This window comes from Streptomyces sp. NPDC017979 (assembly GCF_044328175.1).
In the GTDB taxonomy this organism is placed as follows: domain Bacteria; phylum Actinomycetota; class Actinomycetes; order Streptomycetales; family Streptomycetaceae; genus Streptomyces.
Map to the genome: position 1 here is coordinate 102566 of NZ_JBIRGU010000006.1, position 13155 is coordinate 115720.

A 13155-nucleotide genomic window follows, 5' to 3' on the forward strand; every position below is an offset into this window, starting at 1 on the left:
GGGCGACCTATGACGAAGCCATCCCTCCCCGAACTCCTCCACGCCGCCGTGACCGCCGTCGGCGGGGTGGAGCGGCCCGGCCAGGTCAGCATGGCCGAAGCCGTGGCCGAGGCCGTCGACGACGGCACGCACCTGCTGGTCCAGGCGGGCACGGGCACCGGAAAGTCCCTCGGCTATCTGGTCCCCGCGTTGGCCCACGGGGAGCGGGTCGTCATCGCCACGGCGACCCTGGCGCTCCAGCGCCAGCTCGTCGAGCGCGACCTGCCGCGCACGGTCGATTCGCTGCACCCGCTGCTGCGCCGCCGCCCCGAGTTCGCGATGCTCAAGGGCCGGTCGAACTACCTCTGTCTGCACCGGCTGCACGAGGGCGTGCCGCAGGACGAGGAGGAGGGGCTCTTCGACCCCTTCGAGGCCGCCGCACCCACCAGCAAGCTGGGGCAGGACCTGCTGCGGATGCGGGACTGGGCCGACGAGACGGAGACGGGCGACCGGGACGCGCTGACGCCGGGCGTCTCCGACCGCGCCTGGGGCCAGGTCTCCGTCTCCTCCCGGGAGTGCCTGGGGGCGAGCAAGTGCGCGTACGGCGCCGAGTGCTTCGCCGAGATGGCGCGGGAGCGGGCGAAGCTCGCCGACGTCGTCGTCACCAACCACGCGCTGCTCGCGATCGACGCCATCGAGGGCGCCCCGGTGCTGCCCCCGCACGAGGTCCTGGTCATCGACGAGGCCCATGAGCTGGTCTCCCGGGTCACCGGCGCGGCGACCGGCGAACTCACCCCCGGCCAGGTCAACCGCGCCGTGCGCCGCTCCGCCAAGCTCGTCAACGAGAAGGCCGCGGACGCCCTGCAGACCGCGGCCGAGACCTTCGAGCGCGTCATGGAGCTGGCCCTGCCGGGACGGCTGGAGGAGATCCCCGAGGACCTCGGCTACGCCCTGCTGGCGCTGCGGGACGCCGCCCGCACCGTGATCTCGGCCATCGGCGCCACCCGGGACAAGTCCGTCCAGGACGAGGACGCCGTGCGCAAGCAGGCCCTCGCCTCCGTGGAGAGCGTCCACGACGTGGCCGAGCGGATCACCCAGGGCTCGGAGTACGACGTCGTCTGGTACGAGCGCCACGACCGCTTCGGCGCTTCGCTGCGGGTCGCGCCGATGTCGGTGTCGGGGCTGCTGCGGGAGAAGCTCTTCACGGACCGCTCGGTGGTGCTGACGTCCGCCACGCTCAAGCTGGGCGGGGACTTCAACGGGGTCGGGGCTTCGCTCGGCCTGTCGCCGGAGGGCACCGAGGGCGACGACGTCCCGCAGTGGAAGGGGCTGGACGTCGGCTCCCCGTTCGACTACCCGAAGCAGGGGATCCTGTACGTGGCGCGCCATCTGGCGACCCCGGGGCGCGAGGGCTCCCGGGGGGACATGCTGGACGAGCTGGCGGAGCTGGTGGAGGCCGCCGGCGGTCGCACGCTCGGGCTGTTCTCCTCGATGCGGGCGGCGCAGGCCGCGGCCGAGGAGCTGCGCGGCCGACTGGACAACAAGATCCTGCTCCAGGGCGAGGAGACGCTGGGCGAGCTGATCAAGTCCTTCGCGGCCGACCCGGCGACGTGTCTGTTCGGCACGTTGTCGCTGTGGCAGGGGGTGGACGTGCCGGGCCCGAGCTGCCAGTTGGTGGTGATGGACCGGATCCCCTTCCCCCGGCCGGACGACCCGCTGATGAGCGCACGGCAGAAGGCGGTGGAGGAGGCCGGCGGCAACGGCTTCATGGCGGTCGCGGCGACCCACGCGGCGCTGCTGATGGCCCAGGGCGCGGGTCGGCTGGTGCGGGCGACGGGGGACCGCGGAGTCGTGGCGGTGCTGGACCCGCGGCTGGCCAACGCCCGCTACGGAAGCTATCTGCGGGCTTCCCTGCCGGACTTCTGGTACACCACGGACCGCAACCAGGCGCGGCGCTCGCTCGCGGCGATCGACGCGGCGGCGAAGGCCGGCGCTTAGAGCGCCGGGCCCGCGGCTCCGGGGGCGGACAGAACGGGGCCCCGGGACCGGCGCAGTGGATCCCGGGGCCGATTGGGGCGGCGGATGGTCACACCCGCCGCAGCACGGCGACGACCTTGCCGAGGATGGTCGCCTCGTCGCCGGGGATGGGCTGGTACGCGGCGTTGTGGGGGAGCAGCCACACGTGGCCGTTCTCCCGCTTGAAGCGCTTCACGGTGGCCTCGCCGTCCAGCATGGCCGCGACGATGTCGCCGTTCTCCGCGACGGGCTGGCGACGGACGGTGACCCAGTCGCCGTCACAGATCGCGGCCTCGATCATCGAGTCGCCGACGACCTTCAGGACGAACAGCTCGCCGTCGCCGACGAGCTGCCGCGGCAGCGGGAAGACGTCCTCGACGGACTCCTCGGCGAGGATCGGGCCACCGGCCGCGATCCGGCCGACCAGGGGCACGTACGACGCGGCGGGCTTGCCGGTGGTGTCCGTGGGCTGGGTGCTGGGCTGGTCCGAGCCGCGGACCTCGTACGCCCGGGGGCGGTGCGGGTCGCGGCGGAGGAAGCCCTTGCGCTCCAGTGCCATCAGCTGATGGGCGACGGAAGAGGTGCTGGAGAGCCCGACGGCCTGGCCGATCTCCCGCATCGACGGGGGGTATCCCCGACGTTGCACGGAGTCACGGATCACCTCGATGACGCGTCGCTGTCGATCGGTGAGCCCGGTGCTGTCCGCTCGGATGCCTGGAGGTCGGCCGGGCAGCGAGCGCGTGGGGCGGGAGGGCTCGGCCCCTTCCGGTGTCACGGTGGTCGCCGCTGCGTCGTTCATGCCGCGCACCGGGTCGAATCGGCCCTGGGAGCGGTCCTGGGCAGTGATGGTGGCACTGTCTGCGGTGGTGGTCACGTCGGCCCCTCTCGAATGGTCTCCCTGGCTGGACAACGGTAGTTGGTTTCGAAAGGTTGCGCCAAACACACGTTCGAGTGAAAAATCGAGGATCGTCTTACGTGGACATGCGTTTGGGTGTATGCGTGGCAGGCTGACCGGCGCGTCGGGCGCTTCGTGGCGCTCTTGTTGGTGCTTCGAACGCTTCGAATCGCGGCCCCCGCCGGGGCTCGTCTTCGCATCACGGGGCATCTCGGTCCATCCCGGGCGGACACCCGGTCGGCGTGCCGCGACGCGTGAACGTCTCCTCTGGTCCATCTTGGCACCCGGCGGACCGGAATCCGAGCAGTCGCGCGCGTCCCGTAGGCTCGTGCCTGCCCCACGCGCGCCGCCCGGCCCGGTGGTCATTCGCGCACCGCATTCACCGCGATGCCGCGCTGTCACCGGTCGTACGCCGAGCGCGTTCGACGGCTCCCCGTGCGACACGCGCTAGGGGGCGAAAGTGCGGGCAAACCCCAGATCTAGTGGTTGGATGGGGAGCGCAGCCCAGAAGTTGTGGTCCCCGGTGCTTCAAAGCCAAGGCCATCGCCTATGCTTGGGCTAGCTTCGAAGGGCTTCGGCAGGCATGCCGGGGCTATTCAGTCGTGCCGTGAGGGAGGGTTGGGAACATGCACTGCCCCTTCTGCAGGCACCCCGACAGCCGAGTCGTCGACAGTCGCACCACCGACGACGGGACCTCGATCCGGCGTCGTCGGCAGTGTCCCGACTGCTCCCGTCGCTTCACGACGGTGGAGACCGCGTCGCTGATGGTGATCAAGCGCAGTGGCGTCACCGAGCCCTTCAGTCGCACCAAGGTCATCTCCGGCGTCCGCAAGGCGTGCCAGGGCAGGCCGGTCACCGAGGACGCGCTCGCCAAGCTCGGCCAGCGGGTCGAGGAGGCGGTGCGCGCCACCGGAAGTGCCGAGCTGACCACCCACGACGTGGGGCTGGCCATACTCGGCCCCCTGCAGGAACTCGACCTCGTCGCGTACCTGCGGTTCGCGTCCGTCTACCGGGCGTTCGACTCACTTGAAGACTTCGAGGCGGCCATCGCGGAACTCCGCGTGCAACGGCCGCCCACCTCGGAAGGCGGGACGGGCGTGACCCACGAGGTCCCCGTGCCCGCCGCTGCCGTCGACTGAGCGACCGGACGGGACGACTCGGCCCGGCCCGCCGGACACCGGTGTGCCGCGGGGCGGCGAACAACCATCAGCCGTGCGCGCGTGGGGCGCGCGCGGCCATCACACACAAGACAGTGCCACGGGAAGATCTGGGCACTTCGGGGCGTTTTTGCCCGTATATGGGAGGCGGCATGACAGAGACGACGAGCGGTCCGGCGCGGGGGTCCCGAACCAAGGGAGCCAAGGCGACCAAGGGCCTGCGCATCGAGCGCGTCCACACCACCCCCGGCGTGCATCCGTACGACGAGGTGGTCTGGGAGCGCCGTGACGTCGTCATGACCAACTGGCGCGACGGCTCGGTCAACTTCGAGCAGCGTGGCGTCGAGTTCCCCGACTTCTGGTCGGTGAACGCGGTCAACATCGTCACCAGCAAGTACTTCCGCGGGGCCGTCGGCACGCCCCAGCGCGAGACCGGTCTCAAGCAGCTCATCGACCGGATCGTGAAGACGTACCGGAAGGCCGGCGAGGAGTACAAGTACTTCGCCTCGCCCGCCGACGCCGAGATCTTCGAGCACGAGTTGGCGTACGCCCTCCTCCACCAGATCTTCAGCTTCAACTCGCCGGTGTGGTTCAACGTCGGCACGCCCCAGCCCCAGCAGGTCTCCGCCTGCTTCATCCTCTCCGTCGACGACTCCATGGAGTCGATCCTCGACTGGTACAAGGAAGAGGGCATGATCTTCAAGGGCGGCTCGGGCGCCGGCCTGAACCTCTCCCGGATCCGTTCCTCCAAGGAACTGCTCTCCTCCGGCGGCAACGCCTCCGGTCCCGTCTCCTTCATGCGGGGCGCCGACGCCTCCGCCGGAACGATCAAGTCCGGCGGCGCCACCCGGCGCGCGGCCAAGATGGTCATCCTCGACGTCGACCACCCCGACATCGAGGGCTTCATCGAGACCAAGGTCAAGGAAGAGGAGAAGATCCGCGCCCTGCGCGACGCGGGCTTCGACATGGACCTGGGCGGCGACGACATCACGTCCGTCCAGTACCAGAACGCCAACAACTCGGTCCGGGTGAACGACGAGTTCATGAAGGCCGTGGAGGCCGGCGGCAAGTTCGGGCTGCGCGCCCGGATGACCGGCGACGTCATCGAGGAGGTCGACGCCAAGTCGCTCTTCCGCAAGATGGCCGAGGCCGCGTGGGCGTGTGCCGACCCGGGCATCCAGTACGACGACACCATCAACCACTGGCACACCTGCCCCGAGTCCGGCCGGATCAACGGCTCGAACCCGTGCAGCGAGTACATGCACCTGGACAACACGTCCTGCAACCTCGCCTCGCTGAACCTGATGAAGTTCCTCAAGGACGACGGCGAGGGCCACCAGTCCTTCGACGTCGAGCGCTTCTCCAAGGTCGTCGAGCTGGTCATCACCGCGATGGACATCTCCATCTGCTTCGCGGACTTCCCGACCCAGAAGATCGGCGAGAACACCCGCGCCTTCCGCCAGCTGGGCATCGGCTACGCCAACCTCGGCGCCCTGCTGATGGCCACCGGCCACGCCTACGACAGCGACGGCGGCCGCGCCCTCGCCGGGGCGATCACCTCGCTGATGACCGGCACCTCCTACCGCCGCTCGGCCGAGCTGGCCGCGGTCGTCGGCCCGTACGACGGCTACGCCCGCAACGCCGAGCCGCACAACCGCGTCATGCGGCAGCACTCGGACGCCAACGCCACCGCCCCCCGCATGGACGACCTGGACACGCCGATCTGGGCCGCGGCCACGGAGGCGTGGCAGGACGTGCTGCGCCTCGGTGCGAAGAACGGTTTCCGCAATGCCCAGGCGTCCGTGATCGCCCCCACCGGCACCATCGGTCTGGCGATGTCCTGCGACACCACCGGCCTGGAGCCCGACCTCGCCCTGGTCAAGTTCAAGAAGCTGGTCGGCGGCGGCTCGATGCAGATCGTCAACGGCACCGTGCCGCAGGCGCTGCGTCGGCTGGGTTACCAGCAGGAGCAGATCGAGGCGATCGTCGCCCACATCGCCGACCACGGCAACGTGATCGACGCGCCCGGCCTGAAGACCGAGCACTACGAGGTCTTCGACTGCGCCATGGGCGAGCGCTCCATCTCCGCGATGGGCCACGTCCGGATGATGGCCGCGATCCAGCCGTGGATCTCCGGCGCGCTCTCCAAGACGGTCAACATGCCGGAGTCGGCGACCGTCGAAGAGGTCGAGGAGATCTACTTCGAGGCGTGGAAGATGGGCGTCAAGGCGCTCGCCATCTACCGCGACAACTGCAAGGTCGGCCAGCCCCTCTCCGCCAAGACCAAGGAGAAGGAGACGGCGGAGATCACCGAGAAGTCCGAGGAGACCATCCGGGCCGCCGTGGAGAAGGTCGTCGAGTACCGACCGGTCCGCAAGCGCCTGCCCAAGGGTCGCCCGGGGATCACCACCTCCTTCACGGTCGGCGGCGCCGAGGGCTACATGACCGCGAACTCCTACCCGGACGACGGCCTCGGCGAGGTCTTCCTGAAGATGTCCAAGCAGGGCTCCACCCTCGCGGGCATGATGGACGCCTTCTCCATCGCCGTCTCCGTCGGCCTCCAGTACGGCGTGCCACTGGAGACGTACGTCTCCAAGTTCACCAACATGCGCTTCGAGCCGGCCGGCATGACGGACGACCCGGACGTGCGGATGGCGCAGTCGATCGTCGACTACATCTTCCGCCGCCTGGCGCTGGACTTCCTGCCCTTCGAGACCCGCTCGGCGCTCGGCATCCACTCCGCCGAGGAGCGCCAGCGCCACCTGGAGACCGGCTCCTACGAGCCGGCGATGGACGAGGCCGAGATGGACGTCGAGGGGCTGGCCCAGTCCGCCCCGCGCCGCCAGGAGACCCCCGAGATCGCCGCTCCGCAGGCGGCCGTCCCCGCGCCGAAGCAGGCCCACACCTCGGCCGAACTGGTCGAGATGCAGCTCGGCATCAGCGCGGACGCCCCGCTCTGCTTCTCCTGCGGAACGAAGATGCAGCGCGCCGGCTCCTGCTACATCTGCGAGGGCTGCGGCTCGACCAGCGGATGCAGCTGACCTGACCGGCCGCCCCTGAGGGGGCCGACCAGCCGCTGACGAAGGGGATCGACCGAGGACGGTCGGTCCCCTTCGTGCGCTGCGCTCGCCTGGTGCGTGCCGCACCGGCCCGGCACGACCTGAGCGTCGCATCTGCCCGGCGTGCTCCGCCTGCTCGCGGTGGCGGCAGCGGGTCAGGCGCCGCCCATCCGGCCGATGAACTCCTGCGGATCGGCGTCGAAGCCGCGCAGCACCTCGCCGTACGTCCAGCCGCCCGACTCCGTCCGCACGAACTCGGCTATCACCGCGGACCTGGCCGCCGGGACTCCGGTGAAGTCCTCGCTGCTGAGCTCGGTGTGGCCCTCGGAGACGGTCACCTTGGTGTTCGCCACGTCGGCGAACGCGCGCTCGCGATCGCGCTGTTGAATGACGACTCCGACCACCACCCGCCCGTACACCGGCGCCAGGCGTTCCAGCTCCAGCTTCATGACCTCGTCGGAGCCGAAGCCCTGGCCGGTGCGGCTGTCCCGGGTCAGTGTGATGGTGCCGTCGGGCGAGCGGGAGTCGAAGTGGACGACGTAGGCCGGATCGCCGGAGGGGGCGTCGCTCCGGTACGTCGCGGCGACGATGTCGAGGTCATGGGGCGGCTCCCCCATGGGACTCGGATCCCAACGCAGGGCCACCTCGACCGTGCGGACGCCCTTGTTCAGGCTGCTCACCACTGATCCCTTCCCCGTAACCAACCGTGTTTCTCCGTACGTTGACCGTATCTTCTCCGGCGGTGCGAGGCGAGGAGTCGGCGAGTGTACGCCAGTGCTCCGCATCGGTACGACCGGCCGTCGGCGGTGGACTGAACGAGGGGGATCCGGGTCGCAGCCCCGCGCCGTACGATGGCGCGGTGCTGGTCAAGTGGATTCGCTGCACCGTGACCGACCGACATGGGTTCGAACGGGGGCAGCGGAAATGGGCGGGGCTGCTGGGTGAGCCGGGATTCCGGGGGCAGGGCGGCGGGTGGAGCAGAGCGCTTCCGCACGTCGCGCACGTCTTCGCCTTCTGGGAGAGCCGGTCCTTCTACGACTCGTTCATGGCCCGCTCGCACGACCGACTGGCGTCCGGCCAGACAGGAACGTTCCGGGACGCGCAAGTCAAGCTCTTCGACCACCGGTTCGACGTGAAGACCGGCTTCGAGCCGCTGTTCACCGGCGTGGACGTGGTCCGGGTCGCGCACTGCAAGGTCCGTGCGGAGCGAGTCGAGCACTACGCCCAGATGCAGGAGAAGGTGTGGAACCCGGCGATGGCCGGATCCCCCGGCATGGTGCGCGGCCTGTTCGGCGAGGCGCCGGGGAACGAGTTCCTCGTCATGTCGATGTGGCAGTCCGAAGCCGAGCGCGGGAAGTACCGCACGGAGCGGGTGGAGCGGCTGCTGCTGCGCGCCCAGACCGAGGACGACGTCGCAGCCCTCGCCGGCGACGTCGTCCACCTCGAACCGTCCTGGACGGTCTCGGACTGACCCCTTCGCCGTGGCCGAAACGCGTCCAGGGCCTACTGTCGAGTCATGGCACGACCACGACGCATCGTCCTCGTCCGGCACGGCGAGTCGGAGGGGAACGTCGACGACACCGTGTACGAGCGGGAGCCCGACCACGCGCTCAGACTCACCCGTCGCGGGCTCGCCCAGGCCGAGGAGACCGGCGGCCGCCTGCGGGACCTGTTCGGGCAGGAGCGCGTGAGCGTCTACGTATCGCCCTATCGACGCACCCACGAGACCTACCGCGCCTTCTCCTTCGCCCCCGGGCAGGCGCGCGTGCGCGAGGAGCCCAGGCTGCGGGAGCAGGACTGGGGGAACTGGCAGGACCGTGACGACGTACGGCTCCAGAAGGCGTACCGCGACGCCTACGGACACTTCTTCTACCGCTTCGCCCAAGGCGAGTCGGGGGCGGACGTGTACGACCGCGTCGGCGCCTTCCTGGAGAGCCTGCACCGCAGCTTCGAGTCGCCGGACCATCCGCCGAACGTCCTCCTGGTCACCCACGGGCTCACCATGCGGCTCTTTTGCATGCGGTGGTTCCACTGGACCGTGGCCGAGTTCGAGTCGCTGTCCAACCCGGGCAACGGCGAGACGCGGATACTGGAGCTCGGTGACGACGGGCGCTACACCCTCGACCGGCCCTTCGCGCGCTGGCGGACGCCCGAGCCGTACGGCGTCACCGGATAGCCGGATGCCGTACGGCGTCACCGGATAGAGTGGCAGGACGATGACCGCTGACTCCACCCCCGACCAGCGATTCCAGCGGGCGCTGGCCAGCTTGCGCGGACTGTCCGTGGGAGACGCCCTGGGCTCCCAGTTCTTCGTGCCGTCCCACTATCCCCTCCTCAAGCAGCGCGCCCTGCCGACGGGCACCTGGCAGTGGACCGACGACACCGAGATGGCCTGCTCGGTCCTGGCCGTACTGTCGCAGCACGGCCGGGTCGACCAGGATGCGCTGGCGCGCTCCTTCGCCGAGCACCACGACTTCGACCGCGGCTACGGCCCCGCCGTCAACCGTATGCTCCGACTCATCAGGGAGGGCGGGGACTGGCGAGAACTCGCCGCCGCCCTCTTCAACGGCCAGGGGTCCTGGGGCAACGGTTCCGCCATGCGCATCGCCCCGCTCGGCGCCTGGTACGCGGACGACCCGGAGCAGGCCACGCACCAGGCCGAGATCTCCTCGTACACCACCCACCAGCACCGCGAGGCCGTCACGGGGGCGATGGCGGTGGCGGCGGCCGCGGCGCTCGCCGCCGCGCCCTCGGGGCCGCCGGGCCCCGAGGAACTGCTGGACGGAGTGATCGCCCTCGTGCCCCGCAGCGCGGTGGGGGCCGGTCTGCGCCGGGCGCGCGACATGCTCGACTACGGCGACGCCGGCACGGTCGCCGCGGTGCTCGGCCGCGGACGTCGGACGAGCGCCCACGACACCGTGCCCTTCGCGCTCTGGTCGGCCGCGCGCTCCCTCGACGACTTCGAGCGGGCGTTCTGGACGACGGCGCAGGTGGGCGGGGACGTGGACACGACCTGCGCCATCGTGTGCGGAGTGGTGGCCGCGGGTCAGGCGGGCCGCCCCGGCGCGCACTGGCTGGAGCGCACGGAGGAACTGCCCTCCTGGCTACCCGCGGCACCGCGCTAGCTGCCCTCCGCCGGGCGCGCGAATGTTCGGAAACTGTCACGGTCGTGAACCAGCCGCGTCGCCGTCGGCCGTGATGCCCCGGCCCGTGGCTAGCGTGTCGGGGCCCAGAGCCCGATGATCACCGGGGTGATCACGGGGCGGGTACACACAACGCTCCGGATCGCCGTCGCGCAGCCACTCCTGCCCGCGCGATCCGTCGGGGGAGGGGACCCAGTGCCCGATACACCTGCCGTGCCGCAGCCGTCCGCGCCCGAGTCTGACGGCGGAAGGCCCCCGGGGACCGCTTCGGTGCCGCGGACCCGCGCCGCCACCGAGCACACCCCGCCGGCGTCGAAGGACGGAGCGCGGCCACGACCCGCCACCGTCACCGGCGTCACCCTCGGGGCCGCGCTCGGGACCGGAGTGCTCAGCGCCCTGTTGTTGGGCCCGGGGCTGGGTACGAACCTCCTGCTCGTCGCCGCCGTCGGCACCCTCGCCGCGTACGCCGCAGCCCGCCGGGCCGGCCGCCGCTTCCGCCCCTGGACGTGCGCGTGGGCGGTGTGCGGGCTCGCGCTGCTGCTCGTACCGGCGCTCCGGGACGCAGGCTGGCCGGCCTTCTTGGCCGTCGTCGCCGCTCTGATGGCCGGATCGCTCGCCCTGCACGGCGGGCGGACGTGGCACGGGGTGTTCCTGGGAGCCGTGGGGCTGCTGGGCTCCATCGTCACCGGCCCGACCTGGGGCATCGAAGGGCTGCGGCAGCGGATGACGGCCTCGCAGGGCCGCTGGGGGCCCGCGGCGCGCTCCCTGGGCGTCGCCGCGCTCCTCCTTCTCGTGTTCGGCGCGCTCTTCTCCGCCGCCGACGCCGCCTTCGCCGACCTCTTGGGCGCTCTGGTCCCCGAGGTCCCCGTCGAGGAAGGGCCCTGGCGCTTCCTGCTCTTCCTCCTCGGCGTCGCCGGCGCGCTCGCTGCGGCGCACGTCGCTGCCGCACCCACGCACTGGGACCGGTTGGCGGTACGGCGGGGCCGCCCCCGGGGCCGCTGGGAGTGGGCGCTCCCGCTGATCGTCCTCGACCTCCTCTTCGCCGCCTTCAACGCCGTCCAGTTGACGGTGCTCTTCGGCGGCTACGACAAGGTGCTGGCCGAAACCGGACTCACCTACGCCGAGTACGCCCGCCAAGGCTTTTGGCAACTGGTGCTGGCCACCCTGCTCACCCTGGGCGTCATCGCGCTCGCCCTGCGCTGGGCCCCGCGCGCCGACGACCGCGACCGCCTCCTCGTGCGCTCCGTCCTCGGCGCGCTCTGCCTGCTCACCCTGGTCGTGGTGGCGTCCGCGCTGCGTCGGATGGACCTCTACGTCGATGCGTACGGGCTGACGCAGCTACGGCTGACCGTGGCGGCGATGGAGCTGTGGCTCGGGCTGGTGCTCGTCCTGATCACGGCGGCGGGCGTCTACGGTGCGGCCTGGCTGCCGCGCACGGTCGCGGCGAGCGCCGCGGTCGGCGTCCTCGCCTTCGGGCTGGCGTCCCCCGACGCCCTCGTCGCCGAACGGAACGCGGACCGCCACCAGCGGACCGGGAAGCTCGACGTGGAGTACCTCCAGGGGCTGTCGGCGGACGCGGTGCCCGCCCTCGACCGGCTCGCCGAGCCCCTGCGCTCCTGCGCGCTGAAGGGCATCGCCGAGGACCTGGAGGAGGACGCGGGGAAGCCGTGGTACGCCACGAGTTGGGGCGAGTCCCGGGCACGGAAGATCCTGGCGGAACGCCCCGTTCAGCCGCCGGCGAACTGCATGGGCCTGGTGAACCCCGCCTACGGGACCGACGACTTCGGCGGCCGTGATGACTTGCCGGGCCTGGAGCGGCCGGTGCCGTAGCCCCCGGGAGCTCAGCCGTCGCGGCTTGCGTCCTTCGCGGTTGCGATCGCACCTGGAAGGTCCGCCTCTGGTTGCGGTGGGCCGAACTCGGCCTTCAGGGAAGGTCATCAGCGACCTTCGAACCCTTCGGCGTACGCTGGTGCTGTGCGGGAGCGAATAGCGGAGCGGCGGAAGTCCGGGCTCGAACGACGGGCCGGTGGCGGTCCGGCGCCGGCCCGGAATCGGACGGTGCGGAACCGTGATCGGAATCCGGTTGTCTCCGGTGGGGGCGCGCGGCGTAACCTTGCTGGCGCCATGCCGTACGAACCACCCACCCACAGAGTCGAGCGCTCCATCCGGGCCACCACCGGCGCAAGGCTCGTCGCCGGGGTCGACGAGGTCGGGCGCGGCGCTTGGGCCGGCCCCGTCACCGTGTGCGCTGCCGTCACGGGACTGCGCAGGCCGCCGGCCGGACTCACCGATTCCAAGCTCCTGACCCCCAAGCGTCGGGAAGCGCTCGCCGTCGAGTTGGAGCAGTGGGTCACGGCGCACGCGCTCGGCCACGCCTCCCCGCAGGAGATCGACGACCTGGGCATGACGGCCGCGCTGCGGCTGGCCGCGTGCCGGGCGCTGGAGGCGCTGCCGCAGCGCCCGGACGCCGTCATCCTCGACGGCAAGCACGACTACCTGGGCGCGCCCTGGCGGGTCCGTACGGTCATCAAGGGCGACCAGTCGTGCGTGGCCGTCGCCGCGGCTTCGGTGATCGCCAAGGTGCACCGGGACGCGATGATGGCGGAGCTGCCCGAACAGTTCGCCGAGTTCGCGTTCGCCGCCAACGCCGGGTATCCCTCACCGGTGCACAAGGCCGCCCTCGCGGAGCGGGGGCCCACGCCGTACCACCGGCTCTCCTGGGCCTATCTGGACGCGCTGCCGCAGTGGCGGCACCTGAAGAAGGTCCGGGCCGTGCCGGAACCGTCGGAACGGGAGAGCGGGGGCCAGCTCGGCTTCGATTTCTGAACTGGCACCGCTGACAAGGAAGTCGCACATGCGTGCCCACCCGCCGACGCCGTTCGAACCGGCATTTGATAGACATCCAC

Annotated in this window: 10 protein-coding genes; 8 read left to right on the forward strand and 2 right to left on the reverse strand. The window is 71.0% G+C overall.

The window, feature by feature from the left end; all coding sequences use genetic code 11:
- Nucleotides 1–9: 9 nt before the first annotated feature.
- Entirely contained in the window at nt 10–1977 is a 1968-nt protein-coding gene (locus tag ACH4E8_RS18475; RefSeq protein WP_398449386.1) for an ATP-dependent DNA helicase, read from the forward strand.
- A gap of 88 nt (nt 1978–2065) precedes the next feature.
- Here the strand turns inward: ACH4E8_RS18475 and lexA are convergent, their stop codons facing one another.
- Complete coding sequence (lexA, locus tag ACH4E8_RS18480) at nt 2066–2869, reverse strand: transcriptional repressor LexA (protein ID WP_398449388.1); 804 nt, start codon at nt 2867–2869, stop codon at nt 2066–2068.
- 647 nt (nt 2870–3516) lie between these two features.
- Here lexA and nrdR point away from each other — a divergent pair.
- Both nrdR and ACH4E8_RS18490 read left to right on the forward strand, forming a co-directional pair.
- Nucleotides 3517–4029, forward strand: a complete 513-nt coding sequence (gene nrdR / locus ACH4E8_RS18485; protein ID WP_398449391.1) for a transcriptional regulator NrdR — start codon at nt 3517–3519, stop codon at nt 4027–4029.
- A gap of 170 nt (nt 4030–4199) precedes the next feature.
- Nucleotides 4200–7088 carry a vitamin B12-dependent ribonucleotide reductase gene (locus ACH4E8_RS18490; RefSeq protein ID WP_398449393.1) on the forward strand — a complete coding sequence of 963 codons (2889 nt, stop codon included), beginning with the start codon at nt 4200–4202 and terminating at the stop codon, nt 7086–7088.
- Nucleotides 7089–7261: 173 nt separating this feature from the next.
- On the opposite strand, the gene ACH4E8_RS18495 is transcribed toward ACH4E8_RS18490, so the two are convergent.
- On the reverse strand, nt 7262–7891 hold the full coding sequence (locus tag ACH4E8_RS18495; RefSeq protein WP_398449395.1) for a TerD family protein: 630 nt from the start codon (nt 7889–7891) through the stop codon (nt 7262–7264).
- A gap of 74 nt (nt 7892–7965) precedes the next feature.
- On the opposite strand from ACH4E8_RS18495, the gene ACH4E8_RS18500 reads away from it, so the two are divergent.
- The 5 genes from ACH4E8_RS18500 to ACH4E8_RS18520 all read left to right on the forward strand — a co-directional run bounded on the left by ACH4E8_RS18500 (nt 7966) and on the right by ACH4E8_RS18520 (nt 13075).
- Entirely contained in the window at nt 7966–8577 is a 612-nt protein-coding gene (locus tag ACH4E8_RS18500; protein ID WP_398449397.1) for a YdbC family protein, read from the forward strand.
- Between the two features lie 45 nt (nt 8578–8622).
- Nucleotides 8623–9282: a histidine phosphatase family protein gene (locus tag ACH4E8_RS18505; protein WP_398449399.1), complete on the forward strand. Its 660-nt coding sequence runs from the start codon at nt 8623–8625 to the stop codon at nt 9280–9282.
- Between the two features lie 40 nt (nt 9283–9322).
- Nucleotides 9323–10231, forward strand: coding sequence for an ADP-ribosylglycohydrolase family protein (locus tag ACH4E8_RS18510; protein ID WP_398449401.1), 909 nt, complete (start codon nt 9323–9325; stop codon nt 10229–10231).
- Between the two features lie 114 nt (nt 10232–10345).
- Complete coding sequence (locus tag ACH4E8_RS18515) at nt 10346–12079, forward strand: DUF4173 domain-containing protein (protein WP_398449403.1); 1734 nt, start codon at nt 10346–10348, stop codon at nt 12077–12079.
- A gap of 294 nt (nt 12080–12373) precedes the next feature.
- Complete coding sequence (locus tag ACH4E8_RS18520; RefSeq protein WP_398449405.1) at nt 12374–13075, forward strand: ribonuclease HII; 702 nt, start codon at nt 12374–12376, stop codon at nt 13073–13075.
- The last annotated feature ends 80 nt before the right edge of the window (nt 13076–13155 follow it).

Excerpts from the sequence above, each read along its gene's own strand:
- nrdR (WP_398449391.1), top strand. The coding sequence starts at position 3,517 with ATGCACTGCCCCTTCTGCAGGCACCCCGACAGCCGAGTCGTCGACAGT.
- ACH4E8_RS18475 (WP_398449386.1), top strand. The coding sequence starts at position 10 with ATGACGAAGCCATCCCTCCCCGAACTCCTCCACGCCGCCGTGACCGCC.
- ACH4E8_RS18515 (WP_398449403.1), top strand. The coding sequence starts at position 10,346 with ATGATCACCGGGGTGATCACGGGGCGGGTACACACAACGCTCCGGATC.
- ACH4E8_RS18510 (WP_398449401.1), top strand. The coding sequence starts at position 9,323 with ATGACCGCTGACTCCACCCCCGACCAGCGATTCCAGCGGGCGCTGGCC.
- ACH4E8_RS18520 (WP_398449405.1), top strand. The coding sequence starts at position 12,374 with ATGCCGTACGAACCACCCACCCACAGAGTCGAGCGCTCCATCCGGGCC.
- ACH4E8_RS18490 (WP_398449393.1), top strand. The coding sequence starts at position 4,200 with ATGACAGAGACGACGAGCGGTCCGGCGCGGGGGTCCCGAACCAAGGGA.
- ACH4E8_RS18505 (WP_398449399.1), top strand. The coding sequence starts at position 8,623 with ATGGCACGACCACGACGCATCGTCCTCGTCCGGCACGGCGAGTCGGAG.
- ACH4E8_RS18495 (WP_398449395.1), bottom strand. The coding sequence starts at position 7,891 with ATGCGGAGCACTGGCGTACACTCGCCGACTCCTCGCCTCGCACCGCCG.